Genomic DNA, 25,562 nt, shown 5'->3' with positions numbered 1-25,562 from the left:
TGCCGCTCGTTCACTGAACGCCTTCTCCTCCTCTTTCGATCGGTGTACCCGGAACGGTGACGATCGGAAAGGCTCTCTCTTCCGTGACTCCTCAGGACACTGCCGTAGGCGACTCCGCCGACTCCTCCCGCACCGGCTCCCGGTCGGGCGTCAAGGCCCTCTCCGCTCTCTCCCGCCGCACGATCCTCGCCGGATCCGTCGCCGGCGCGGGCGCGATCGCGTTCGCGACGCCGGCCCTCGCGGCCGGCGACCTCACCGCGGTGCCCCGACTGCCCGGCGAGGTCTCGCGCCTGTCCACCGCCACGTCGAAGACGGGCGGGAAGCGCTACGAGATCATCGACGTCGTCGTCGCGGGGGACCGGGCGCGCCTGTTCGTGCCGCACGCGACGCCTCCGTCGCAGACCAGGGGCGCATCGATGCTCTGGTACTACCACGCCCGCAACGGCACCCACACGGCGCTCTCGAGCGCGTTCGCCTACTCCGCCGACCTCGCCGTGGACCGCGGCATCGTCAGCATCTGCCCGACCTACGGCGGCAGCATCTGGTCGAGCCCGCGGGCGATCGAGATCCAGGCCGCTGTCGCCGCCTGGGCCTCGTCGGTGTGGCGGATCGACGCGAGCCTCCTGCGCTCCGACTCCGGAGGCGGGCCGCTCCTGGCCTGGGCCTACGGGAAGCGGATGGTGCCGAACATCCGGGGCGCGTACCTCTGCAGCAGCTCCTACGACATGGAGGAGCGCGCGGCGAGCGAGCCGGACAAGATCGGCCCCGAGTACGCGGATGCGGCGGCGATCGCCGCCACCAACCCGGCGCGGCTGCCCGCGTCGGTGTGGCGCGGCGCCCGGCTGAGGATCACCGGATCTCCCGACGACGTCATGGTGCCGCTCGCCCTGCACGGCGCCGCCCTGCACGCCGCGGCCCTGCCCCTGGCGAAGGAGGCGACGCTGCGCACCCACCCGGGGGAGGGCACCGACGGCCACAAGGTCCCGAGCTTCACCAACAAGGAGATGATCGACACCTTCCAGCGCTGGATCGCCGAGGGCCCCGTGCCGCAGACGGAGCCCGTGCCCGAGACGCCGCCCGTGTCCACGCTGCCCGGCGCGGGCACCTACGAGAACGGCGCCGCGCAGATCGTCACCACCGGCACCTGGACGACGCTGAAGGCCACCGCGGACAGCGGCGGGAGCATCGCCTACTCGACCAGCTCCGGCGCCTCCGCGACGCTCGCCTTCACCGGCACGAGCATCGCCTGGATCAGCCGACTCACGTCGTCCTCCGGGATCAACGACGTCGAGCTCGACGGCGTGAAGGTCGCCTCCGTCGACCGCTACAGCGCGTCCGCCCGCTCGAAGCAGACGGTGTGGAGCAGCGGACAGCTCGCGGCCGGGCCGCACACGCTGACGATCCGCCGGGGGAGCAGCCGCAATCCGGCCTCGACCGGCAGCAATCTGCTGCTCGACTCCTTCGTGGTCGGCGACGCGACGCCTCCGCCGGCGACGACCCTGCCCGGAGCGGGCACCTACGAGAACGGCGCCGCCCCGATCGTCACGACCGGCACGTGGTCGACGCTGAAGGCGAGCACGGACAGCGGCGGCAGCATCGCCTACTCGACGACCGCGGGCGCCTCCGCCACCCTCGCCTTCACGGGCACCAGCGTGAGCTGGATCAGCCGCCTCACCGGCTCGTCCGGCATCAACGACGTCGAGCTCGACGGAGTCAAGGTCGCGTCCGTCGACCGCTACAGCGCCGCGACGCGGTCCAAGCAGACGGTCTGGAGCAGCGGACAGCTCGCGGCCGGGCCGCACACGGTGACCATCCGCCGCGGAAGCGGCCGCAATCCCTCCTCGAGCGGCACCAACCTGATCCTCGACGCGTTCGTGGTCGGCGACGCCGCTCCGGTCCCCACGGTCACCGTGCCCACGCCGATCGCGGAGTGGTCCTTCGCCGAGAGCGCCGCCCCCTTCGCCTCGGCCGTCGCGGGCGCTCCGGCTCTCCGGCAGGGTGCGGGCTCCTCCGCCCGCGCCGTCGCCACGCCGTTCGGCACCGGAGTCGCCCTCAACGGGACGACGGACCACCTGGTCGTCCCCAAGGGCGAGGTCGGCCCGCTCAACCTGGGCGCCTCGACCGGCCAGGTGACGATCGCGGTGTGGGTGCTCAACTCCGACGCGGACGGCGCCTGCATCGCGGGCGTCTGGGAGGAGTCGACGGTCGGGCCGCTGCGCTCCTACGCGCTGTTCAACAACCTTCCCGAGTACGGCGGCTGGGAGCGAGTGTGCATGCACGTCTCGAAGCTCGGCGGGCCGACGCCCGGCTACCCGTACTCGCGCGACTACTCGGTGGAGCCCCGCCGGATCACGCGCGGCGTGTGGCAGCTGCACGTCGGGACGTACGACGGCGCAGTCGCGGTCTCGTACCTCGACGGCGCCGCCACCGCGTACCCGGTGTACACCGACAAGCTCGGCGCGACCTACGCCAAGAACCCCTACGTCTACCCCGACGGCCTCAACGCGGCTCCGGGCGACTTCGTGGTCGGAGCGGTCGGCCGGGACGGCACGATGATCAACCGCTTCGCCGGCTCCCTCGCCCGACTGCGGGTGTGGGACCGGGCGCTGACCGCGGAGCAGGTGAAGCAGCTCTACTCGGCCGAGAAGGGCGCTCTCGGCTGACGACCCGAGGGCGGTGACACGAGTCCGAGAAGCGGATGATCCGCTTCTCGGACAAGGCCGTGTGAGCGATAGCGGGCGTCCCTCTTTCGAGGGTGGTGTTATCGGTTGAATACAGATCGGCGGGCGTCCGCTTCACGGCTGCTCCGCCGTTCTCCGCCGCCTGGATCCGCTGCGCGGGATTCCGTACTCAGGCGGACGTGCGCTCCCGGAGGGCCGTACGGCGGGGGATCATCGCCCGGCGGCCGCGCAGCCCTGTCCCGGATCTCGGAGTGCGGCCCCGCGCCAGATGCGCACCGGCGCGACCACCTCCCAGCCGAGGGTGAGGTAGAGGGCGCGGCCGTCCGTGCTGGCGACGAGGAGACCGCTCCGTGCACCCTCGGACCGGGCCCAGGCGGTGAGGGCGTCGACGACCCGCCGTCCCAGCCCGCGTCGGCGGAACCGCGCATCGGTCTCGATCCGGTCCAGGACCGCGACCGTCTCGTGCACGGCGGAGGTGCCCTGAGCGGCGACGACTCCGTCGACCAGCAGCCGGACGCTCGCCACTCCGTCGGCGGCCTCGAGCACGGCTCCCTCGAGCAGGGCACCCTCGGCGGTGCGGCCCGGGCCGAGGAGCGCCGCCATCAGGCTCTCGTCGCCCGCGACGAGCTCCAGCCCGGCGGCGGGTGCGAGGCGGGCGTCGTCGCCCCGGCCGATGACCGTCAGCCACTCCTGAGGCCCGGCCATCCGCTCGGCGCCCGCCTGCAGCGCGGAGGGCGACGGATCGACCAGGATCCGCTCCCGCGTGCGCGACTCCGCTCCGACCTCGACCAGCCAGGCCCCGTCCTCGCGGACGCGCTGCACGCCGCGTGCACGGCACCAGCCCTCGATCCAGTCGTCCACCCGCTCCGTCGTCGTGATCACGCCCCGAGAGTAGCCGCGACCGGACGGGCGCGATCGTGGGAAGCGGGCTCTCCCGGCGGTGGCCGTCGATCCCCAGCAGGACCGCGCTCGCCCGGATCGCACCCCGCGCACCGCGAACCGCCGGGTCCTCCCGTTGTCAACCTCAGTGCCACGGCGCCGTCCCCGGCCCTACCGTCGGCGCGAGACATCCGCTGCACCGCCGGGACCCTGACGGCCGTGCCGAGAGTGAGGGGCCGATCCGATGCCCAGGCAGGACGGCGACCCGCGGAGCACCACCCGAGTGCTGCGCGAGCTGGTCGCCGCGTTCGAGGATCCGGGGGCCGTGCACCCGGCGCTGGCCCGGCAGGTGCGGAGCGCCGCCCGCGAGCTGCTCGGCGCGTCGGAGCGGGAGCCGCTGCGCCTGCGCGTGCGGATGCCGACCCTGATGGTTCCGCGCTCGGTCGTGGACGAGGTGCCCGATCCGCCCCCGGTGCCGCCCGCCACGCTCTGACCCGACGGCGCTCGTACACTCGGACGATGCGACACGGCATCGTCATCCTCCCGCAGGACCCGTGGGCCGAGGCCCGCCGGAAGTGGCAGTCGGCCGAGGGCCTGGGCTTCGACCACGCGTGGACCTACGACCACCTCTCCTGGCGCTCCCTCGCCGACCAGCCGTGGCACGCGACCGTCCCCACCCTCACCGCTGCCGCGATGGTGACCGAGACGCTCCGCCTGGGCACGTTCGTGGCCTCCCCGAACTTCCGCCACCCGGTGCCGTTCGCGAAGGAGATCGCGACGCTGGACGAGATCTCGGGCGGTCGGACCATCCTCGGGGTCGGCTCGGGCGGCACGGGCTTCGACGCGCGCGTGCTCGGGCAGCCCGACTACTCGCCCCGGCAGCGGCACGAGCGCTTCACCGAGTTCGTCACGGCCCTCGACGCGCTGCTGCGCTTCGAGGAGCCCGGCTCGGGCGGAGTGGACCTCGAGGGGGAGTGGTTCACCGCCCGCTCGGCGCGCATGGTGGGCGAGCCCGTGCAGGGCCCCCGCGTCCCGTTCGTCCTCGCCGCGAACGGGCCGAAGGGCCTCGCGCTCGTCGCCGATCGCGGGCAGGGCTGGGTCACCACCGGCCCGGAGGGAGTGTCGAGCGAGGAGTGGTGGCGGGCGGTCGCGTCCCTCTCCCGGCGGCTCGACGCGGCGCTCGAGGCGGCCGGGCGCGACCCGCGCACCGTCGAGCGCCACCTCTCGCTCGACTCCGGGAGCGACTACTCCCTCGAGAGCGTCGCCCGGTTCGAGGACATGGCCGGCCGGGCGGAGGAGCTCGGCTTCACGGACGTGATCGCGCACTGGCCGCGGCGCGACGGCGTCTACGCGGGCGACGACGAGGTCCTCTACGAGGTCGCCTCGCGCTTCTGACCGGGCCTCGGGGGCTCTGGAGCGGCCCTCAGACCGCGCGGGCGCTCCCGCGGTCGACGAGACGCGCGGGCAGGAGGCGGATCGACGGCTCCTCGCCGCGGGACGGCTGCTCGATCCGCTCGACGAGCGTGTCGACCAGGTGCGCACCGAGCTCGGCGGCTCCTGTCTCGACGTAGCTGTAGGGGAGCGAGAAGTCGCGGGCGAACTCGGCCGAGTACAGGCTCACGACGGACAGCTGCCCGGGCACGGCGACAGCGCGTCGGCCCAGGATCGCGGGAAGCATCGCGATGGTCCGGTCGCTGTGGACGACCAGCGCGGTGACACCGGGGTTGTCGTCGAGGAACGCCGTGATCATCGGCTCGACGGCGTCGGCGGCGGTGGCGGCCGCGCGCAGCACCAGCTCGATCCCGAGCCGACCGGCGGTCTCGAGAGCCGACTCGCGGAACCGGAGCCCGTAGGTCCCTCCACGGTCGAAGACGCGCTCAGGAGGGGTGACGAGACCGATGCTCCGATGCCCGAGGGCGCCCAGGTGCTCGATCAGCAGGCGGGCCGCGTCGCCGAAGTCGAGGTCGAAGACGTCCACCCCGGAGGCGTCCGCGGGCACGCCGAGGGCGGCACCGGGCCGCCGCGAGGCGCGCAGGACGGGCAGCCGGTCGTCGTCGTCCGCGACGCTCAGGAGGATCAGTCCGTCGACCTGACCGGAGCGCGTGAGCCGGCGGACGGCAGCCGCCCCGTCGGCCTCGGTGGCCAGCAGCACGTCGTAGCCGAGCTCGCGGGCGCGGGCCGTGATGGGGAGCACGTACTCGACCATCGCGGGCGCGAACTCGTCCGGGTCGAAGTGGACGAGCAGGCCGAGCGCCATGGTGCGGCGCGTCGCGAGCGCCCGTGCTCCGGCGTTGACCGTGAAGTCGAGCTCGGCGATCGCGTCCTCGATGCGCTTGCGCGTCTCGGGGGAGATGCTGCGCTTGCCGGAGAGGACGTACGACACCGTGCTGCGCGAGACCCCTGCCGCTTTCGCGACGTCTCCGATCGTGGCCATCTCCACCCCCGCTCGAACCGTGTCGAGAGTGGCAGTGCGGCGCGGCGCACGCAACTCGGGCGCCGCGTCCCCGGAGCGAGGACCGGACGCTGCGGCTCCGGCGCTCTGCTCGTCCACGGCGCGCTCGTCCCCGTCGGGGAACGTCCGGTCCCGACGACACGCCGACGCGGCCGGGCGCACGAGGTGCCCGGCCGCGTCAGGGCGTTCTGGACGGATCAGCCGCAGCGCGCCGCACCGTAGGTCGGTGCCGTGGATCCGCTCGCCGCAGCGCCGTCGACCGTCCCCGCGATCCGCACGTCGAGAGCGCCGGCTCCGACACTCGCAGCGCGGGTGCTGAAGGCGGCTGAGACCGTCTTGCCGGGAGCGACCCCGGTGAAGGTCTTCGTGCCCCAGGCCGAGCCGATCGTGACGTCAGCGGCGACCGCGCTGGTGTTGGTCGCCGTCCCCGTGATCGTGACCTTCCCCGCGGTGCAGCGCGAGGCCGCCGTGCCGCTCACCGTCAGGCCCGTGGTCCGCCCGACGAAGGGCGTGACCGAGATCCTGTCGATGTTGGGCGCGTACTGCGAGGTGAGCAGGACGCCGGGGAAGGTGTCGGAGAGGTAGGTCGTCCCGTCGAAGCCCGGGAGCTCCTTCGAGGTGATCGCGATGGTGTTCGAGCCCTTCCTGAGCGTGACCGGCACGCTCAGGTCCCACAGCTGGTTCTGGTGGAACGTGTGCGGGAAGAGCACGCGCTGCGTCACTCCGTTGACCGTGATGTCCGCGTGGCGGGCGAGCGGGTCGGGGTTGTAGTGCGTCGCGGGGGACTGCTCCTCGTTGGAGTAGCGCAGCGTGAGCGCGTACGTCCCGTCCTGCTCGGCCTTCACGTCGCCGAAGGTCAGGGTCGAGTCGCCGTCGCGTCCGCCCCCGATGTTCCCGACGGCCTTGCCGCCCGACGCGAAGGACAGGTCGCGGACCGTGGCGGGGCCGGTGATCGTGGCCGCCTCCGCCTCATAGCTCGTCGTCGCGGGCGGGTTCGCGCTCGCTCCGACGACGATCCGATCGACGAGGAGCGTGCCGCTCGTGCCGACGACCTCGATCTTGTTCACGCCGCCCGAGAGGAAGACCTGACGGGTCGAGCTCGCGCCCACCGGCCCGACCTTCACATCGTTCACGTAGACGTCGCCGGTGCCGCCGCCCAGGGTGTCCACCGTCACGGAGGACGGCGCGTCCTTCGCGGAGTAGCCCCAGACGGTGGTGGAGGCGCCGCTGGTGAGCTTCGCCGTGCCCGAGCCGGAGACGCCGGCGCGGGAGTAGTCGGCCGTCGCTCCCTTGTCGAGCGTGCCGGTCTCGGCCTCGTGGATCGAGGTCGCGGCGGCCGCGCTGGGGAGGGAGAGCTCGATCTTGTCGACGATCGCGTCGCCCACGGTCGACTTCGTGCCGGCGAGGTTCTTCGCGGCGAGCGAGATCGTGTGGGTGCCGGCGGTCAGCTTCACCTTGGTGTCCGCGTGGTCCCAGACCACGAACTTGTAGGCCAGCGGAAGGAGGATCTCCTGCTCCGCAGCGCCGTCGACGCTCAGGAACGCGTTGATCGGACCCTGCTGGGCGTTGGCGGCGTAGGTGTTGAGGGAGTTGGCGAAGACGCTGAGGTCGTAGTCGCCGTCCTTCGGGACGGTGACCGCGAAGTCGAGCTTCAGGTCGCCGCCGGTGCGGATCCCGCCGACGTTGCGTCCGCCCGAGGTGTAGAAGCCGCCGACGTTGGTCGGCGAGCCCTCGGGTCCGTTGAGGTTCCGCGATCCGGTGTAGCGGGCGTCCTCGGCCTCGTACTTCTGGCGGAAGTCGACGGGCGAGGCGGACGGCGACGACGCGTTGGCGCCCGGGGTCAGGACGACCTCGTAGGCGGAGTCGACGTCGAGCGCGGGCAGGGATCCGCCGAAGTCGAGCGAGAGGGCGCCGTCCACGACGGACGCGTCGAACTCCTTCACCGTCTGCGGGGCTCCCGAGTCGCCGACCTGACCGGTCCAGCGGATCTCGCTGACCTCCACGTGGACCTTCGAGCCGAAGGTGGCGGCTGGGATGCGCTCGAACGCGACCTTCTGCGAGCCGCCGACGCCTCCGAAGAGGGCTCTCGCCTGCTTGGCCGCGGTGTCGAGGGTCGCGACGCCCTGGAGGGTGTAGCTCTGGCCGGGCTTGGGCGGCGTGACCGCGACGGTGTCGCCGGTCATCGAGGCGTAGGCGTTGAGGAGCCACCACTGGCCGTTGGCGCGGTTGGCCTGCACCGCGGAGTCGGAGAGGTTGCCGTCGATGTTCCAGTAGGCGATGTCGCCGTCGACCTTCTTGTCCTCGAGCGCGCTGATCCACTGGACCATCTGGCCGGGCACGGAGGTGTGGTAGTTGAAGGCGTACTCGTTGAGGTTCACCGGCAGGTGCTTCCCGGCGTAGGACGTGCCCGCGTACAGCTCGTCCTCCCAGGCCCGGAAGCGGTCGACATTGGTGCGGATCTCACCCGGGGCGCTCAGCTCGTGCCAGGTCATCACGTCGGGGACGGTGTCCTGCTCGAGCGTGTGGGTCATGAACCCGCGGACCTGGTCGTAGAGGACGCTGGTGTTCGGTCCGGCGATGCGGGCGTCGGGCATCCGGTCGCGGATCAGCGCGTAGGTGCTGTCCCAGGCCGCGAAGAACGCGGTCGGGTCCTCCAGCCAGCTCTTCCCGTCGTAGCTCCACTTCCCGTTGCCGAACATGTTGCCCTCGGGCTCGTTGAACGGCACGAACACGATGTTGTCCTGGTACTCCTCGGGGAGCGCGAGCACCTGGTCGACCTGCGTGGCGATCTTCGCCTGGTAGTCGGCCAGCTTCTCCTGGGGAGTGCTGCCCGGCCACTCGTAGGGGAAGCCGCGGTAGATGTCCGTCATGTAGATGTAGGTGTCGCCGTCCGAGGTGTCCGCGACGGCCTTCGCGACGCTGAGCGCGTCGGCGCCCGGATGCTGCGGCCCGTCCTGCGCCTTGGTCGAGACCGTGCGCAGGTCGATCCCCTCGAGGAGGTTGTCGGAGGGGAGGCCCTCGCCGTAGACCCCGTAGAGGGTGCCGGACGCGCCGCCCATGAACTCCCCGGTGCTCGCGCCGAGGTCGATGGTCATCTCGTCGAGTGCGCGCACCGTGACGGTCGCCGTGACCGCGGTGCCGAGGCCGGTGACGGTGCCCTTCACGGTGAAGGTGCCGCGCTTCGCGTACGCGGAGGCGGGGACGCTCTCCCAGGTGACCGGGGCGTCGCGGTTCACGCCGTCGGAGTAGGTGGCGGGGACCCCCGGCAGGGCCGGCGCGACGCCGATGCCGGTGGTGACCGCGACGCTCGTCGAGAGAACGCCGGTGACGGCCGGCGCGGCGTCGCCCGCCAGACCCCGGACCTGAGCGGCGGTCAGAGCCCGGTCGTAGACGCGGAAGTCGTCGATCGCTCCGTCGAAGTAGGGGTGCACGTTCCAGAGCGCCCGGCCGATGTTGCCGCTCTTGGAGGCGGAGGCGGAGTAGAGCTGCTTCGCGAGGTCGACGGAGGCGGGAGCCGTCGCGACCTGCAGACCGTTGAGGTACAGGGTCACGGTCGTGCCGTCCATCGTCGCGGTGACGTTGACCCACTGGTCCTTCTGCAGCGGCGAGGAGCTGGAGACTCCGGTCTCGCCGCCGTCCTTCAGCTGCTTGATGATCGCGCGGGCGCTGCCGCCGTCGAACGACGGAGCGAAAGCCGACGCGGCGTCGGGGCTGATGCCCAGGCACCACAGCCACTGGAAGCCTCCGGTGCCGGACCACTTCGTCCAGGCGGAGACGGTGGTCTGCGTCACGCCCTGGAAGAGCCCGTTCGGCACGGTCAGGTACGGCGCGGAGGTCGAGTCCGCCGCGCCCCCGGGAAGGTCGATCGCGGTCGTACCGGCCTTCCGACCCGCGACGTACGTCGCTCTCGCGCTGTTGACGACGGTGCCGTCGAGCTTCTTCGACGAGAGGTCGGCGACCGTGGATCCGGACACCTGCCCCTGCTCGAAGTCGTACTGGAGGATGAGCGCGTCGGCGGGGACGGTGGTGTCGGCCGCGGAGGCGGACTCGGCGCTCGGGAGAGCGACGGCGAGAGCCGCGAGTGTCGCGGCACTCAGCGCGAGGGCGAGGGAGCGGGTGCCGCGCCTCGGGGAGGACATCGTTGTCACGCTGGTCACTTTCTGTGGGGACAGCCGGCCGGACGACGGCGGGCGTCGGTCCGGGCTCGGAGCAACAGTGCTTCGAACCGGTTCGACAAAACTAGGTTCCGCGCCTCCGACACGCAAGAGGACCTGAGAAGTTCCTCGTCCGGCTCGCAGGTGCCGGCAGTCGCTCCGGGCTCTCGACGGGACTCGTCAGCCCGCCGGAGCAGCCGTCGCCGCGACGCTCGACAGCGGGCGGACGGGTTCGAGAGGGGCGCGCATCGCCGGGGGAGTGCTGCTGATCGGGATGCTCGCCGGATGCACGGCGGGTCCTTCCGCTCCCGTCGACGACCGGATCATCGTCGCCGCGGAGAACGGCTACCGGCACGCAGGAGGACGGCCTGGACGCGGTCGAGGGGAGCCGCCCGGACTGGCTGAGCCCCGACGGCGTCCTCGCGCGGCGACCCGCGGGACCGCGGCGGCGTGTACCGCGTGCGGGAGGATGAGGGCATGACGCTCCCTCCGCCGACGCTCCTCTCCCCGCCGCTCCAGGACCGGCTGGCCCGGTGGTTCGACGAGGAGGCGCCTCCGGCCCCCTCGGTGAGCTGGGCCCTGTTCGACCGCAGCGGGCTCCTCGTCCACCACGGCCGCGGCGAGCACCGCCTCGACGGCGACGCTCCCGGGCCCGGGACCGTGCACCGCATCGCCTCCATGTCGAAGAGCTTCGAGGCGGTGGCGGTGCTGATCCTGCGCGACCGCGGGCTGCTCCGCCTCGACGACCGCGTCGCCGACCACGTGCCGGAGTTCACCGACCCGCTCGACACCGCGGGCCGGTCGCTGCCCGTGACGGTCAGGATGCTCCTCAGCAACTGCTCGGGGCTCCCGGAGGACAACGGCTGGGCCGACGACGTCATGGCTCTGACGCGGGAGGAGTTCCTCGAGGTCGTCGGCCGCGGGCTGACCTTCACGGAGCGGCCGGGTGAGGTCTACCAGTACTCCAACATCGGCTTCTGGCTGCTCGGCGTGCTCGTCGAGAACGTGACCGGGGAGGACTTCCCGTCCTTCGCGACGCGGACGATCCTCGAGCCGCTCGGCCTCCACGACACCCGCTACGACAGCGGCGACTACCCCGACGGCACCGACCTCGCGGCCGGCTTCAGCACCTTCGACGACGGAGCGACCTGGGTGCCCCGCCCCGTCACCGGCACCGGAGCGGGCGCCTGCGCCGCGAGCATGTTCAGCACGGTCGGCGACATCGCCCGCTGGAGCGGCTGGCTCTCCTCCGCGTTCGAGGGCGAGGACGGCGCGGACGACGACCCGGTGCTGAGCCGCGCCTCCCGCCGCGAGATGCAGCGCGGCTGGACGCCGGTCCCCGCGCTGAGCCCTCGCGCCGTCGAGAGCACGCTCGACGGCTCCGCCTACGGGTTCGGCCTCGTCGTCGAGCACGACGTCCGCTTCGGCGGGATCGCCCACCACTCCGGCGGCCTGCCGGGCTGGTCGTCGAACATGCGGTGGCATCTGGAGTCGGGCCTGGGGGCCGTGGTCTTCGCGACCGCGAACGGGGCGAAGCTCGCCGCCGCCGCGACGGGACTGCTCCGCGCCGCCCTCGAGGACACCGCTCCTCCGGCGCGGACCATCACCCTCCTCCCGTCGACGCTCGCCGCGGCCGCCGCCGTCGAGGCCGCGATCGTCGCGGGAGACGTCACCCGGGCGGGGGAGCCGGGCAGCGGCGCCCTGTTCAGCCCCAACCTGCTGAGCGATGTGCCGGCCGACGTGCGCGCCCGCCGCCTCGCCACGGCGATCGCGGAGATCGGCGGGCTCGCCGAGGACCCGACCGCGAGGCCGCTGGTGGAGCGGCTGCTCTGGAGCGCCTCCGCAGCGCAGGCGGCCTTCCTCCTGCCGGGCCGCGACGGAGAGCTCGAGTGCCGGCTCGAGACCACGCCGACCGTCCCGGCCCTGATCCAGCGCCTCGAGATCGTCGTGCGCGAGGCTCCGACGGCTGCCCTCCCGGTCGTGCGCTTCTACCGCCCTCGGGCCGGCTAGCGGTCGAAGACGAGGCGCGGACGCGGCGGACCTCGACGCTCCCGCACCGAGAACGGCGGGCGGCCCGCGAGGGACCGCCCGCCGTCACGCTCCCGCGGTCAGCGGATCGTCGTGCTCGCCGTGTCCGTGTTGCTGCGGATGGACGGGTCGGGCGTCTTCGTCGAGAACGCCGCCGCCAGCGCGGTCGCCGTGCCCGAGACGGCCGCCCTCACCGTGATCTTCTCCGACACGGTCCGCCCGTCCGCCAGGCCGGCCCGCTGGAACACCACGACGTTCCCGACCCTGGTGTACGAGCCTGTCGCCGAGACGAACTGCACACCCGCGGGCAGGACGACCTGCGAGAAGACCGACCCAGACGCAGCCGGACCGGCGTTCGTCGTGATGAGGGTGTAGGTGAGCGTCCTCCCCTTCACCGCCGAGGCCGGCCCGGAGAGGTCGACGCGCAGATCGGCCTTCGTCGCGACCTGCTTCGGCGAGACCGTCAGCGTGCTCGTCGCCCGAGCCGTGCCCGCCGAGTTCGCGGCCTGGATGCTGAAGGTGGTGGTCCCGGCCGTGGTCGGCGTCCCGGAGAGGCGCCCGGTCGCGTCGAGGGTGAGTCCGGCGGGCAGTGTGCCGGAGACCAGGGAGACCGACGGAGCGGGCGTGCCGCTCACCGCGTAGCGGAAGTCGTAGGCCGAGCCGACGACGCCGGCCGCGACCGTCCCGGAGAGGGTCGGCGCGACCGTCGGCGACGAGACGGTGAGGGTGCTGGTGGTCTCCGCGGAGGCGGTGCCGGCGCGGGCCGCCAGCGTGAACGTGAAGGTGCCCGGCGCGGACGGAGTCCCGGTCAGGCGCCCGGCCGGAGTCAGGGTGAGGCCGGACGGGAGCGCACCGGAGGAGACGGCCACCGACGGCGCGGGGAAGCCCGAGACGGTGTAGCCGAAGTCGTAGGGGGTGCCGACGACGCCCGGCCCGGGGGTACCGGAGATCCCCGGTGCAGCGACGGCGGGGGAGACGACGACGGTGCTGGTGGTCTCCGCGCTCCCCGCAGCGCTCGAGGCCCGCAGAGTGAAGGTGGAGCGTCCGTCGGCGGTCGGCGTCCCGGTCAGGCCGCCACGATCATCGAGGCTCAGGCCGGCGGGGAGCGTTCCGGAGACGAGCGAGACCGTCGGCGCCGGTGTGCCCGTCACGCTGTAGTCGAAGTCGTACGGGGTGCCCACCGTCGCGGCGGGCGGGTCGCCGGCCAGGGTCGGCGCGACCGTCGTCTCCGCCACGGCGAACGTGTGCGGGGCCCCGACGGTGGCGCCGAAGGGGTTCCGCGCGGAGACGGCGAAGGTGGACGTGCCCGCGGTCGTCGGCGTGCCGGAGAGGACCCCGGACGCGCTGAGGGACAGGCCGTCGGGGAGGGAGCCGGAGGCGACCGCGAACGAGGCGGGGCGGTCGGCCGCGAAGGTGTACGAGGCGGCCGCTCCGAGCGGCCCGGACGCGGGAGGAGCATCCGCCGTCAGGACCGGACGCGGGCCCCGCGCGAGCACGTGATCGGGTCCGGCTGCGAGAGCCGTCGTGCCGGCGAGGCCGGCGGGGAACTGCAGCTGCCCGGCCGAGCTCCGGCCCCAGCCGACGATCGTGCCGTCGCCCTTCAGCGCGAGGCTGTAGTCGGACGCGGCGGCGATCGCCACGACCCCGGACAGGCCTTCCGGCACCGTGGTCTGGCCGTAGTCGACGACGACCGAGTCGGAGCTCGCGCCCCAGGCGACGACGGTGCCGTCCTCCTTCAGCGCGAGGCTGTGGGTCTCTCCCGCCGCGACGGCCACCACGCCCTCGAGCCCCGCGGGGACGTCGGTCTGCCCGTAGAGGTCCCAGCCCCAGGCGATCACCCTCCCGCCGGACACGGCGAGGCTGTGGCGCCGGCCCGCGGCGATGGCCGTGACGCCTCCGAGGCCGGCCGGGACCAGGCCCTCGCCCAGCCCGTTGCTGCCCCACGACGTGACGGTGCCGTCGTTGCCGAGCGCGAGGCTGTTGTCGCGGGAGGACGAGATCGCGACGATCCCGGTCAGCGCGGCACTCCTCGAGACCTGCCCGTCGCCGTCGTAGCCCCAGGAGACGACGGTCCCGTCGCTCTTCAGCGCATGGCTGCTGTAGTCGCCGGCGGAGACCGCGACGACCCCCGTGAGACCGTCGGGGACGCTGGTCTGCCCGTACGACCCGCGGCCCCAGGCGACGACCCCGCCGTCGCCGTTCGCGGCGAGGCTGTGGGTCCGGCCCGCGGCGAGGGAGAGGACGCCCTCGACCCCGGCCGGGACCGTGGTCTTCCCGTCGGTGCTGCTTCCCCAGGCCGCCACCCCGAGGACCGGGGCGGACGGAGCGGCGACCGCCGCGAGAGGAACGGCGGTGCCGACGAGGAGCGCGACGGCCGCGATCAGCCCGAGCAGACCCCGCCGGAGCCGCCGCGCCACTCCTGGATCCCGCGGCTGCGACGTGCCGTCCTCGACGGCGGGCGGACGAGGGACGGTGCTGGAGCGCATGTGCTGCCTTCGATCGGGACGGCCCTCATCGGCCGTCCTCGAACCGTGGCACGGCCGTCCCGCCGCTGACAATGTCCTCTAGCGGCCCTGTCCGGAAGAGGGCGCCGCGGAGCTCCGCGGAGGGGACGTAGGCCCGGTCTCACTGCGGCCGAGCGCTCCCGCCGCGGGCCCGTGACGGTCAGCGCATCCCGAGGGACGCCGTCGCGTCCTGTCAGCTCAGCGGGGTCGGAACGGGGACCCCGACCCTCCCTCGTACGGGGCGTCCGCCTGGTCGAAGTCCCAGCGGCCCGCGGTGGACGGGCGGACGACGGGGGTCTTCGTCGGGGTCGGCGTCGCCGACGGCGCCGGCGCGGCGGCCGGCCCGGCGTGCCAGCGGAAGATCGCGTCGATGCCGTCCTGGTTCACCCACGACGGCGCGTTGTGGCCGAGCGCGTGCGTCCGGACGGTCGCCTCCCTGGCCGTGGCCGTCGCCTTCTTCACGAGGGCGAGCCCGTGCAGTGCCGGCGGCACGCTCGGGTCCGGGTGGGCCGTGTCGGACACCACCGCGCGGATGTTCGCGCCGGCCCAGGCGGAGGCGGGCAGCCGCTTCGGGTTGTGGGAGTCGATCTGAGCGGTGCTGCCGCCGAAGGCACCGCCGATCGAGAAGCGGCCCCGCGTCGTGCGGTCGTGGGTGTCGCGGAGGTCGTAGACGCCGTTGACCAGGTAGACGCCGTTGATGCCGGGGAAGACCCGTGCGCCGTAGTTTTCGCAGGCGAGCGCGCCGCCGGCCGACATCGCCCAGAGGTAGCTGGCGGCGATCGGGAACTGGCCGGAGAGGTAGGCGTAGCCGTTCCGCTGGTGCTTCTGCGCAGTGTCGTTGGTCCAGATCGTGCCGCCGAGCGTCTGGCAGATCGCGATGGCGCCCCGCTCGACGGCGAGCTCGGCCGGGTACGCGAAGACGCTGGACAGCGAGGTGTGGTCGGCCTGCGCGGAGTGGATGAACCAGATCACCGGTACCGCCGCGGCCTGCCGCGGCTTCACCGTCTGCGGCACGAAGATCCGCGCGAGGTCGCCCGCGATCGAGACCGTGAGGACGTCGTAGAGCACGCCCCGGTTCTTCGTCCTCACGTTGATCGTGCGGGTCTTCTCCCCGGGCAGGCCGGGCACGGGGGAGGCTGAGGCTGAGGCTGAGGCTGAGGCGGCCGGGAGCGTCGCCGCGCCCAGAGCGAGAGCACCCGTGAGGGCGCCGCCGACGACGGTGCGCCGCCGGAGGCCGGGAGTTCGAGAGGGGGGTCCTGCGGAATCGTCGGGGGACACGGAAGCTCCTCGTGCAGGGACCGCGGGCCGACGAGGTCGGCGGAGCGGTCCGGGTCGGCGGGGGGTGTGCCCACAACGGTAGCCGGAGGACCGGCCGGACGACCCGTCGATGCGCGCCAGTCGCGGGACGGCGGAGGGACGACGCCGCAGGGGCGGAACGGTCGGCGGCTCGGCGACCGCATCGGCGGCGGATCGAGGCGCTCCGGAAGCGAAGGAGAGGCCCGTTCCTGATCGCCCGCCCCGGCGATTCCGACCCTTTCGCTCCGTTCGGGAGCACTTCCCCACCCGGTCCGGCCCCCCGGTGTGAAGGCTCCCGGCTTCCTCGCGCTCGCCGGCTGTCCGGAACGACCACGCCGTCCGAGCCGTCCTCCCGCCGACCCGCCCGCGGATCACTCCAGCACAGGCCCCAGCTCCGCCAGGACCTCCGCGACCCGGGCCCGCGCCCGTGCACCGAGCCCGCGGACCGGACGCGGGAGGCAGCGCGCCTCGGCGAGACCGAGCTGCTCCGCCATCGCCGCGACCACGCGGTAGCTGCCGCCGTGCTCCGCGAAGAGGTCCCAGACGGGCTGCAGGCGTGCCGATCCCGCGATCGCCGCCGCCTCATCGCCCGACTGCGCCGCCCGGGCGATCGACAGCGCCGTCCGCGGGAAGAGGCCGCCGATCACCGAGTACCAGGCGTCGCAGCCGCCGAGCAGCCCGCGCGCACCCGCGGCGTCCCCCGAGACCCCGACAGTGACCCCCTCCGGCACCCGCGCCCGGATCTCGCGGACGCGCGCCGCCGCGGCACCCGGTCCCTCCGGCACGCCGGGGATCTTGAGGGAGGCGACCTGCGGCAGCCGGGCGACGGCCCCGTAGAGGTCGTCGGAGAAGGAGAAGCGCGTCGTCCCGGGGTTGTCGTACACGACGAGCGGCACCGAGAGCTGAGCCGTCACGTCCTCGTAGAGCCCGAGCACGTCCTCGTCCGTCAGCGGCTGGTAGCCGAGCGGCGCCAGGAGCACCGCGCTCGCTCCGGCGCTCTGCGCGTCCTCGGCGAGCGCCAGCACCTGCGAGGTGCGCAGCGCCCCGATCCCGACCACGACCGGCACCGGGCCGGCGCTGCGGACGGCGATCTCGGCGGCGCGCCGGCGCTCGCCGCGGTCCAGGTACGGAGCCGAGCCGGTCGAGCCCAGTGCGCCGATCGAGTCGACTCCCGCCCCCAGCGAACGGACCGACGTGCTCACCGGACTCAGCGCCTTCCCCCTCACTCCGCGTCGAGCACCACTCGGGAGTGGAGTCCGAGCCGGTCGAGGAACGCCTCGTCGTGGCTGACGACGACCAGGCCGCCCCGCCAGGCGGCGAGAACGTCGACGAGGTGGTCGGTCGTGGCGAGATCGAGATCGTTCGTCGGCTCGTCGAGCACGAGCAGCTGCGGAGCGGGCTGCGCCAGCACGAGCCCGGCGAGCGCGACGCGGAACCGCTCGCCGCCCGAGAGCGACGCGATCCTCCGATCGACCACGTCGCCGCGCACCAGGAGCCGCGCGAGGGCGTTCCGCAGCTCGACCGCCGGACGATCCGGCGCGGCCCGGGAGACGTGCTCCCGCACGGTGGCCTCCTCGTCGAGGAGTCCCTCGCGGCGCTGGGGGAGCCAGCCGACCCGCTCCGTCAGCGCTCGGGCCGTGGTGCCGGCGAGCGGATGCTCCCGCGCACCCGGCGCCCCGACGAGGTGCTCGAGCAGGGTCGTCTTCCCCGTCCCGTTCGCGCCGACCACGGCGATCCGCTCCGGCCCCTGGAGCACCGTCGTCCGGCCGCGCACCGTCACCTCCGCCAGACGGCGCCCGGCCGCGACCCCGGGGTCCGGCAGGTCGAGGCGGACCCGGTCGTCGTCCCGGACTGCTCGCGACGCTGCGTCGACCTGCTCGCGCGCCCGCGCCTCCGCGGCCCCGTGCCCGGAGCGCAGCCGTCCCGCGGTCGCCTCGGCTCGTCCTCTCCGCGCGTTCGCGAGGATCGCGGGCATCGACTCCGCCGATCGCGCCCCCGCCCGCGCCCGGCGGGCGATGGTCGTCTCGGCCTCGATGCGCTGCCGCCGCTCGGCGCGGAGAAGCCGGTCGGCGTCGCGCAGATCGCGCTCCGCGGCCGCCTGCTCGAGGGCGAGCCGCTCCTCGAACGCCGAGAACGTCCCGCCCGAGGTGCGGACCGCCCCGTCGCGCAGCTCCGCGATCTCGTCGACGTGCTCGAGCAGCTCCCGGTCGTGGCTGACGAGCACGAGCGTCCCGCGCCACCGGTCGACCAGGTCGAGCAGAAGCCCTCGGGAGCGCCGGTCGAGGTCGTTCGTCGGCTCGTCGAGCACGGCGATCGGCAGGCCGCGCAGCCGGACGCCGGTCACGGCCGTGAGGACGGCCTGCCCTCCGGAGAGGGCCGCGACCGGCCGCAGCAGGTCCGCCTCCTCCAGGTCGAGACCGGCGTCGCCGAGTGCGGCGAGCGCCCGGGCCTCGAGGTCCCAGTCGTCCGCGAGCACCTCGAAGTGCCTCGGATCCGCGTCGCCGCGGAGGATCGCGTGCAGAGCGTCCAGGCGCTGCCGGATCCCGAGGAGATCGGCGACGGTGTCGTCGGGCCCTCGCCGGAGGCGCTGGGGCAGCAGGTCGACGGGTCCCGTCGTCGAGACGCTCCCGGCGGTCGGGGAGAGGCCGCCGGTGACGAGGCGGACGAGGGTCGACTTGCCGGCGCCGTTCGCGCCGACGAGACCGGTGCGCCCGCGTCCGAACGCAGCGGTGACGCGGTCGAGGACGACGGAGCCGTCGGGCCAGGCGAACGTGCAGTCGTGGAGGACGACGGCGGGCGGGGTGGTGCGGGAAGAGGAGGGCACGGTGCTCCAGTGGTCGGTGTCGGCGCACGACGACCACCGGGCTCCGAGGGAGCAGGAGCTCGCCCCTGAGGGGCGGGCACGGGGGACGTCAGTGCGAGAGCAGCTGCTGCGTCGTGGACGCAGTACCGGTGCTGGAGCGCAGGAGTCCGTCTTCCGTGCGGGGAGCCCCCGTGACCGCGAGCCGCTGGATCGGCCGGTGTGGCGGCCGCACCGACGTCGCGGCTCGCGACGAGGTACCCGACGACCGTACGTGCCCGTCGATACACGCGCAACCGTGACCGACTGCTCGTCCGCGGCCTGCGCCCGTCGGCGCCGTCGCGCGGCTCGCGGCGGACGGCTCTCCACCCACGGCGGGACGGCCGGACCGCACTGGTATGCACGCTGCTGACCACCGGTCGAGGGGGTCGCCGGCGGGCCCTCCCGTCGCCGGGCCCTCACTACGCTGAGCCCATGGTGACCATTCGCGACGTCGCGGCCGATGCGGGGGTGGCCCGCAGCACGGTGTCCTACGTGCTCTCCGGCAACAAGAAGCTCCCGGAGGCGACCCGCCTGCGCGTGCTCGCGAGCGTGGAGCGGCTCGGCTACCGGCCCGACCCGATGGCGCGGGCCCTGGCGCTGCGGCGCACGAACATCCTCGGCTTCTTCGCCTCCGTCGATCCGGAGTCGCGGCAGACCGATGTCGACGTCTTCATGCGCTTCGTGCGGGCGGCGATGTACGCGGCCCGCGCCCGCGGCTTCGACCTGCTGATGATGGGCACGGGCGAGGGGGAGCTCGCGCGCGACGTCCTCGCCGATGCGCTCGTCGTGATGGACATCCGCCGGGACGACCCCCGGCTGCCGGTCCTCGCGAGCATCGGCCTGCCGACCGCGCTGGTCGGCTACCCGGGCGAGGGCAGCCCGTTCAGCGCGATCGACCTCGACTTCGACGGCGCGGCGCGGGTCGCCGTCGACCACCTCGCCGACCTCGGGCACGTCGAGATCGCGGTCCTCGGGATGGGCCCCGACGCCTACGAGAGCGGCTACGCCTTCGCCCTGCGGTTCCGCGAGGGCTTCCTCGACCAGTGCCGCCTGCGCGGCGTGCGGGGCGCCGTCATCCCCAGCACCGACGACGTCGACGACTGGTTCGAGCAGGCGCAGGAGCAGCTCCCCGGCCTGAGCGCCGTGGTCACGCACGGGCCGGGCGTGCTCGAGCCGTTCCTGCAGCGCCTCAGCGGTCTGGGCCTGCGCGTCCCGGAGGACTGCTCGATCATGACCATCGCCCCGGAGGCGGTGATGCGGCACGCCGACCAGCCGGTCACCGTGGTGGACCTGCCCGGCGACGAGATGGTCTCGCGGGCGGTCGACCTGGTGCTCGACGAGCTCGCCGGCACCGCGACTCCGGGAGTGACGGAGCTGCTGCCCGCGGTGGTCGTGGACCTCGGCACCACCGCGCCCTTCTCGCCGGGCACCAGCCGGGGCGTCGTCCCCTCGTGGCGGCGGGCGCGCGGCTGACGTCGCCGGGTCGTCCGGAGCGTTCCCCGGGCGATCGGTGAACCGGTTCTCCGAAATCTATTGAACCGGTTCTCCGACTCGGTTAGGCTCGCCACGACTTCCGGACGGACCGCCCCAGCGGGCGCCCCCGGAGGGTCTTCCCGGCGCGAGCGCTCCGCTCGTTCCGACCGTATTCAGAGAGGAATACCGTGAAGAACAGCATCCGACGGGCCGCAGGCGCCGCCTCCCTCGTCCTCATCGCCGGAGTCGCCCTCAGCGCGTGCAGCGCACAGGGAGCGGGCGACGACTCGTCGAAGTCGCTCACCCTCTGGGACAGCTTCACCCAGTACGACGCGTCCTCCCCCTACGGCCAGCTCCTGGCCGGCTGCGAGGCCTCGACCGGGATCACCCTCGAGCGCACCTCCGACCCCGACCTCACCACCAAGCTCCTGCAGTCGGCCGCGTCGAAGACGACGCCGAACCTGGTCGTCCTCGACAACCCCAACGTCGCGAAGTTCGCCGACACCGGCCTGCTCGTCGACAACGCCGCCTCCGGGCTCGACACCAGCGACGTCCTCCCGAACGTGCTCGCCGCCGGCCAGCTGGACGGGAAGACCTACGGCTCGTCGATCGGCTCGAACACCCTCGCGCTCTTCTACAACAAGGCGCTCTTCGAGGCCGCCGGCGTCACTCCGCCGACGACCTGGGACGAGCTGACCACCGCTGCGAAGGCCCTCACCGCGGGCGACGTCACCGGGCTCGGCTTCTCCGCGATCGGCACCGAGGAGGGCACCTTCCAGTTCCTGCCCTTCTTCTGGGGCTCCGGTGCGACCCTCGAGGACATCTCCTCCGACGACGCCGTCTCGGCGCTCGCGCTCTGGACCGACCTGGTGAAGAGCGGCTCGGCCTCGCAGGCGAACGTCAACGCCAACCAGCAGGACGTCCGCGACCAGTTCCTCGCGGGCAAGCTCGGGATGATGGTCAACGGCACCTGGCAGCTCTCCGCCCTCGACGAGGCGGGCATCGACTACGGCGTCGTGCCGATCCCGGCGAAGGACGGGGGAGCGGCACCGAGCCCGCTCGGCGGCGAGTTCGTCGAGGTGGTCGCCTCCGACGCCGCGAAGCAGACCCTCGCCACGGAGTTCGCGCAGTGCGTCATCCAGCCCGACAGCCTGAAGGCCTGGGCGGCCGGCCAGTCGTACATCATGCCGTACGCCGACGCGGCCGCCGAGCAGGCGACCGAGGACCCCGCGCTCCAGCCGTGGGTCGAGGCCATCTCGGTCGCGCAGGGACGCACCAGCGACCTCGGCGTCGCCTACCCGGACACCTCGAAGGCGCTCTGGACCGCGATCCAGGAGTCGCTGACCGGCTCGAAGACGCCGCAGGCGGCCCTCGACGACGCCGCGGCGAGCCTGAAGTAGCGGCCGCATGACCGACCCCGCCGTGCTCACGGCGCCGGTCGCGGGCGGGGCGGCCACCAGGCCGCCCGCCCGCCGCCGACCCCGCTCCCACCTCCGCCTCGCCGCCGCCGCCTTCATGGCGCCCGTGGTGATCTTCCTCGCCGTCTTCTTCGTCTACCCGATCATCCGCGGCGTCGTCCTCAGCCTCCAGGACTTCGGACCGTCGTCCTTCGTGACCGGGATCGCCCCCTTCGTCGGCTTCGACAACTACGTCACGGTCGTCACCGACCCGATCTTCGCGAGCATCGCCTGGCACACCGTGGTCTTCACCGTGGTCTCGCTGGTGGGCCAGTTCACGATCGGCATGGCCCTGGCGCTGTTCTTCAGCCGCCGCTTCCCGCTCTCGGCGACGTTCCGCTCCCTCATCCTGCTGCCGTGGCTCCTGCCGCTGATCGTCTCGGCGACGGCCTGGCGCTGGATCTTCGACCAGCAGTTCGGCATCCTGAACGCCGCGATCGGCACGCCGGTCGGCTGGCTGACCGATCCGTCCGTCTCGCTGTGGGCGGTCATCATCGCCAACATCTGGCTGGGCATCCCGTTCAACATGGTGCTGCTGCACGGAGGCCTGCAGGGCATCCCCGAGAGCCTCTACGAGGCCGCGGCACTGGACGGCGCCTCGCGCTGGCGGTCCTTCTGGAGCATCACCTGGCCGCTGCTGCGACCGGTGACCTCCGTCACGCTCCTCCTCGGCCTCGTCTACACGATCAAGGTGTTCGACGTCATCTGGATCCTCACCAAGGGAGGCCCGGCCAACAGCTCGCACACCCTCGCGACCTGGGCCTACGAGCAGTCCTTCACCGACCTGCAGTTCGGAGTCGGTGCGGCGGCCGGCCAGATCCTCGTGATCGTCGCCCTCGTCTTCGGCGTGATCTACATCCGCGCCCAGCGCAAGGAGGACCTCGGATGAACCGGCACACCACAGGGCTGCGCCGCGGGATCGACGTGGTCATCGCGATCGTGCTCTGCGGCTTCCTCCTCTTCCCGCTCTACTGGATGGTCAACGTCTCGCTGACCAAGCCGCAGAACCTGATCCAGACCCCGCCGAGCCTGTTCCCCGGCGACCCGACCCTCGACGGGTACGTGCAGGCGTTCTCGACGCAGCTGCCGAACCTGATCACAAGCCTCGTGATCTCGATCGGCTGCGTGATCCTGACCCTGGCGATCGCTCTGCCCGCCGCCTTCGCGATGGCGAAGTTCCGGGTGCGGGGGACCGGCGTCGTGATGTTCGTGTTCCTCCTCGCCCAGATGATCCCCGGGATCGTCCTGGTCACCGCGCTGTTCGCGATCTACAACGCGCTGGGGCTGCTCAACACCTATCCGGGCCTGATCCTCGCCGACGCGACCGCCTCCGTGCCGTTCGCGGTGATCATCCTCCGGGCCTTCATGCTCGGCATCCCCGACGAGCTGATCGAGGCCGCGCGGATCGACGGTGCGAGCAACTGGCGCTCCTTCGTCTCGATCGTCATCCCGCTGAGCCGGAACTCGATCGTGACCGCGGGCCTGTTCTCGTTCCTGTTCGCCTGGGCCGACTTCCTCAACGCGAACTCGCTCACCTCGGGCAACAGCATCGTGCCGTTCACCCTCGGCCTCTACCGCTACATCGGATCGACCACCACCAACTGGAACGGGATCATGGCGACCGCCGTGATCGCCTCCATCCCGGCCGCCGTGCTGCTGATCGTGGCCCAGCGCTACGTCGCCGCCGGGGTCACCGCCGGCGCGGTCAAGGACTGAGCGCCGTGCCCGACTCGAGGAAGCAGGAGCACATGGACACCGACGCGTTCGCGCTCGAGGGGGACCGCCTCGTCTGGCGCGGCGACGGCGAGACCGTCGTCGTCGAGCCGTGGGGGAGGGACAGCGTCCGGGTCCGCGCCCGCCGGTCCGGGGAGGTCCTCGACACCGACTGGGCGCTGATCGCCCCCGAGCGCCACGCGCCGGAGGTCTCGATCGAGGGACCGCGGGCGACGCTGCGCGCCGGCGGCATCACCGTCGTCCTCGAGCAGCAGGAGGGCCACGGGTACCAGACCGGCTACCACGAGCTCTCCTGCTCCCTCTCCTTCTACGACCGTCGGGGGGAGCTGCTCTTCCGGGAGCTCGGGAGCGGGGGAGCGCTCAAGCTGCGCGCCCGCGAGCAGCGTCCGCACCTGGGCGGCGACTTCCGGCTGACCGCGCTGTTCGAGACGTCCCCCGACGAGAAGCTGTACGGGATGGGGCAGTACCAGCAGGACCTCCTCGACCTGAAGGGCTGCACGCTCGAGCTCGCGCACCGCAACTCCCAGTCGAGCGTCCCGTTCGTGCTGTCGAGCCGCGGCTACGGGTTCCTCTGGCACAACCCCGCGATCGGCCGCGCGACCTTCGCGGCCAACCGCACGGAGTGGTCCGCCGAGTCCTCCCAGCAGCTCGACTACTGGGTGACCGCGGGGGAGACCCCGGCCGACATCACCCGGGCCTACGCCGACGCGACCGGGCACGTCCCGATGATGCCCGAGCACGGCCTCGGCTTCTGGCAGTGCAAGCTGCGCTACTGGAACCAGGAGCAGCTGCTCGAGGTCGCCCGCGAGCACCGGCGCCGCGGCCTGCCGATGGACGTGATCGTGGCCGACTTCTTCCACTGGCCGCACATGGGCGACTTCCGCTTCGAGGAGGAGTTCTGGCCGGATCCGTCCGCCATGGTCGCCGAGCTGCGCGAGCTCGGGATCGAGCTGATGGTCTCGGTCTGGCCGCAGGTGTCGGTCGAGTCCGAGAACTACATCGCGATGAAGAAGGGGAACCTCCTCGTCAAGGCCGAGCGGGGCCTGGACCTGCACATGCAGTTCGAGGGTCCGAGCGCGTTCTACGACGCGACGAGCCCCGCCGCCCGGAGGTTCGTCTGGGAGGCGTGCCGGCGCAACTACGGCGAGCACGGGATCCGGCTCTTCTGGCTCGACGAGGCCGAGCCCGAGTACGGCGTCTACGACTTCGACAACTACCGCTACGCCGCCGGCCCCGCCGTCCAGGTCGGCAACCTCTACCCGCAGGCGTTCTCCCGCGGCTTCTTCGAGGGGCAGAGCGAGGGCGGGGAGACCGCGATCGTGAACCTCGTCCGCACCGCGTGGGCGGGCAGCCAGCGCTACGGCGCGCTCGTGTGGTCGGGCGACATCCACTCGACCTTCGCGGACCTGCGCCACCAGATCACGGCCGGCATCCACATGGGCGTCGCGGGGATCCCGTGGTTCACGACCGACATCGGAGGATTCGCCGGGGGAGACCCGTCGGATCCGGAGTTCCGTGAGCTCCTCGTGCGCTGGTTCCAGTTCGGCGCGTTCAGCCCGGTGATGCGCCTCCACGGCGACCGTGCGCCGTCGGCCCCGGTCACGGCCGCCGACGGGAGCCGCCGCGCCGCGACCGGAGCCGCGAACGAGGTGTGGAGCTTCGGCGAGGAGGCGACGCCGATCCTCACCCGCCTGCTGCATCTGCGCGAGACCCTGCGCCCGTACACGCGCGAGGCGATGCGGGAGGCGCACGAGCTGGGCCAGCCCGTGCTGCGCGCGGTGTTCCACGAGTTCCCGGGGGACCCGGAGGCCTGGGATCTGGCCGACCAGTACCTCTTCGGCTCGGACCTGCTGGTGGCTCCGGTCACGCACGCCGGAGCCGTCTCCCGACGGGTCTACCTGCCCGCCGGGGCGCGCTGGACGGAGCTCTCGACGGGCGCCGAGCACGAGGGCGGGCAGTGGATCGTCGCCGACGCGCCCCTGGCCGTCATCCCGGTCTTCGCGCGCGACGGTCGGCAGGCGCACCTCGTCGGGCAGCTCTGAGCGGAGGCTCCCCGCTGTCC

Annotated in this window: 16 protein-coding genes; 9 read left to right on the top strand and 7 right to left on the bottom strand. The window is 72.9% G+C overall.

Annotated elements, in window-relative coordinates; all coding sequences use genetic code 11:
- Positions 1-83 precede the first annotated feature (83 nt).
- Positions 84-2,663: a LamG-like jellyroll fold domain-containing protein gene (locus tag C5C49_RS00710; protein ID WP_104328703.1), complete on the top strand. Its 2,580-nt coding sequence runs from the start codon at positions 84-86 to the stop codon at positions 2,661-2,663.
- A gap of 228 nt (positions 2,664-2,891) precedes the next feature.
- Here C5C49_RS00710 and C5C49_RS00705 read toward each other — a convergent pair whose 3' ends face one another.
- The gene (locus C5C49_RS00705) at positions 2,892-3,563 is read right to left on the bottom strand and encodes a GNAT family N-acetyltransferase (RefSeq protein ID WP_219814561.1); all 672 of its coding nucleotides are present in this window, start codon (positions 3,561-3,563) and stop codon (positions 2,892-2,894) included.
- 241 nt (positions 3,564-3,804) lie between these two features.
- Between C5C49_RS00705 and C5C49_RS00700 the strand changes: the two genes are divergently transcribed.
- Both C5C49_RS00700 and C5C49_RS00695 read left to right on the top strand, forming a co-directional pair.
- Complete coding sequence (locus C5C49_RS00700; protein WP_146084814.1) at positions 3,805-4,053, top strand: hypothetical protein; 249 nt, start codon at positions 3,805-3,807, stop codon at positions 4,051-4,053.
- A gap of 26 nt (positions 4,054-4,079) precedes the next feature.
- Positions 4,080-4,955, top strand: coding sequence for an LLM class flavin-dependent oxidoreductase (locus C5C49_RS00695; protein ID WP_104345185.1), 876 nt, complete (start codon positions 4,080-4,082; stop codon positions 4,953-4,955).
- A gap of 28 nt (positions 4,956-4,983) precedes the next feature.
- On the opposite strand, the gene C5C49_RS00690 is transcribed toward C5C49_RS00695, so the two are convergent.
- Entirely contained in the window at positions 4,984-5,994 is a 1,011-nt protein-coding gene (locus C5C49_RS00690; protein WP_104345295.1) for a LacI family DNA-binding transcriptional regulator, read from the bottom strand.
- 215 nt (positions 5,995-6,209) lie between these two features.
- Positions 6,210-10,151 (bottom strand): LamG-like jellyroll fold domain-containing protein, encoded by a 3,942-nt coding sequence (locus C5C49_RS00685; protein WP_104345184.1) that lies wholly within the window; start codon positions 10,149-10,151, stop codon positions 6,210-6,212.
- A 492-nt stretch (positions 10,152-10,643) separates the two neighbouring features.
- On the opposite strand from C5C49_RS00685, the gene C5C49_RS00680 reads away from it, so the two are divergent.
- Positions 10,644-12,176, top strand: coding sequence for a serine hydrolase (locus tag C5C49_RS00680; RefSeq protein WP_104345183.1), 1,533 nt, complete (start codon positions 10,644-10,646; stop codon positions 12,174-12,176).
- A gap of 98 nt (positions 12,177-12,274) precedes the next feature.
- Here C5C49_RS00680 and C5C49_RS00675 read toward each other — a convergent pair whose 3' ends face one another.
- The 4 genes from C5C49_RS00675 to C5C49_RS00660 form a co-directional block, all read right to left on the bottom strand.
- Positions 12,275-14,680 carry a putative Ig domain-containing protein gene (locus tag C5C49_RS00675; protein ID WP_146084813.1) on the bottom strand — a complete coding sequence of 802 codons (2,406 nt, stop codon included), beginning with the start codon at positions 14,678-14,680 and terminating at the stop codon, positions 12,275-12,277.
- 216 nt (positions 14,681-14,896) lie between these two features.
- The gene (locus C5C49_RS00670) at positions 14,897-15,826 is read right to left on the bottom strand and encodes a hypothetical protein (RefSeq protein WP_146084812.1); all 930 of its coding nucleotides are present in this window, start codon (positions 15,824-15,826) and stop codon (positions 14,897-14,899) included.
- Positions 15,827-16,365: 539 nt separating this feature from the next.
- Positions 16,366-17,196 carry a dihydrodipicolinate synthase family protein gene (locus tag C5C49_RS00665; protein WP_258068334.1) on the bottom strand — a complete coding sequence of 277 codons (831 nt, stop codon included), beginning with the start codon at positions 17,194-17,196 and terminating at the stop codon, positions 16,366-16,368.
- Between the two features lie 20 nt (positions 17,197-17,216).
- Positions 17,217-18,818, bottom strand: coding sequence for an ABC-F family ATP-binding cassette domain-containing protein (locus tag C5C49_RS00660; RefSeq protein ID WP_104345179.1), 1,602 nt, complete (start codon positions 18,816-18,818; stop codon positions 17,217-17,219).
- A 450-nt stretch (positions 18,819-19,268) separates the two neighbouring features.
- Between C5C49_RS00660 and C5C49_RS00655 the strand changes: the two genes are divergently transcribed.
- The 5 genes from C5C49_RS00655 (at position 19,269) to C5C49_RS00635 (ending at position 25,542) form a co-directional block, all read left to right on the top strand.
- A complete protein-coding gene (locus tag C5C49_RS00655) occupies positions 19,269-20,309 on the top strand; it encodes a LacI family DNA-binding transcriptional regulator (protein WP_104222050.1) in 1,041 nt (346 codons plus the stop codon).
- 188 nt (positions 20,310-20,497) lie between these two features.
- Positions 20,498-21,709, top strand: coding sequence for an extracellular solute-binding protein (locus C5C49_RS00650; RefSeq protein WP_104222048.1), 1,212 nt, complete (start codon positions 20,498-20,500; stop codon positions 21,707-21,709).
- Positions 21,710-21,716: 7 nt separating this feature from the next.
- Complete coding sequence (locus C5C49_RS00645; protein WP_104225253.1) at positions 21,717-22,655, top strand: carbohydrate ABC transporter permease; 939 nt, start codon at positions 21,717-21,719, stop codon at positions 22,653-22,655.
- Positions 22,652-23,482, top strand: a complete 831-nt coding sequence (locus C5C49_RS00640; protein ID WP_104222044.1) for a carbohydrate ABC transporter permease — start codon at positions 22,652-22,654, stop codon at positions 23,480-23,482. Before C5C49_RS00645 ends, C5C49_RS00640 begins: the two co-directional genes overlap by 4 nt.
- Positions 23,483-23,514: 32 nt before the next feature.
- Positions 23,515-25,542, top strand: a complete 2,028-nt coding sequence (locus tag C5C49_RS00635; RefSeq protein WP_104345178.1) for a TIM-barrel domain-containing protein — start codon at positions 23,515-23,517, stop codon at positions 25,540-25,542.
- The last annotated feature ends 20 nt before the right edge of the window (positions 25,543-25,562 follow it).

This window comes from Rathayibacter sp. AY1E2 (genome assembly GCF_002932325.1).
Lineage (GTDB): Bacteria > Actinomycetota > Actinomycetes > Actinomycetales > Microbacteriaceae > Rathayibacter.
This window is presented reverse-complemented; position numbering and strand designations above follow the sequence as displayed.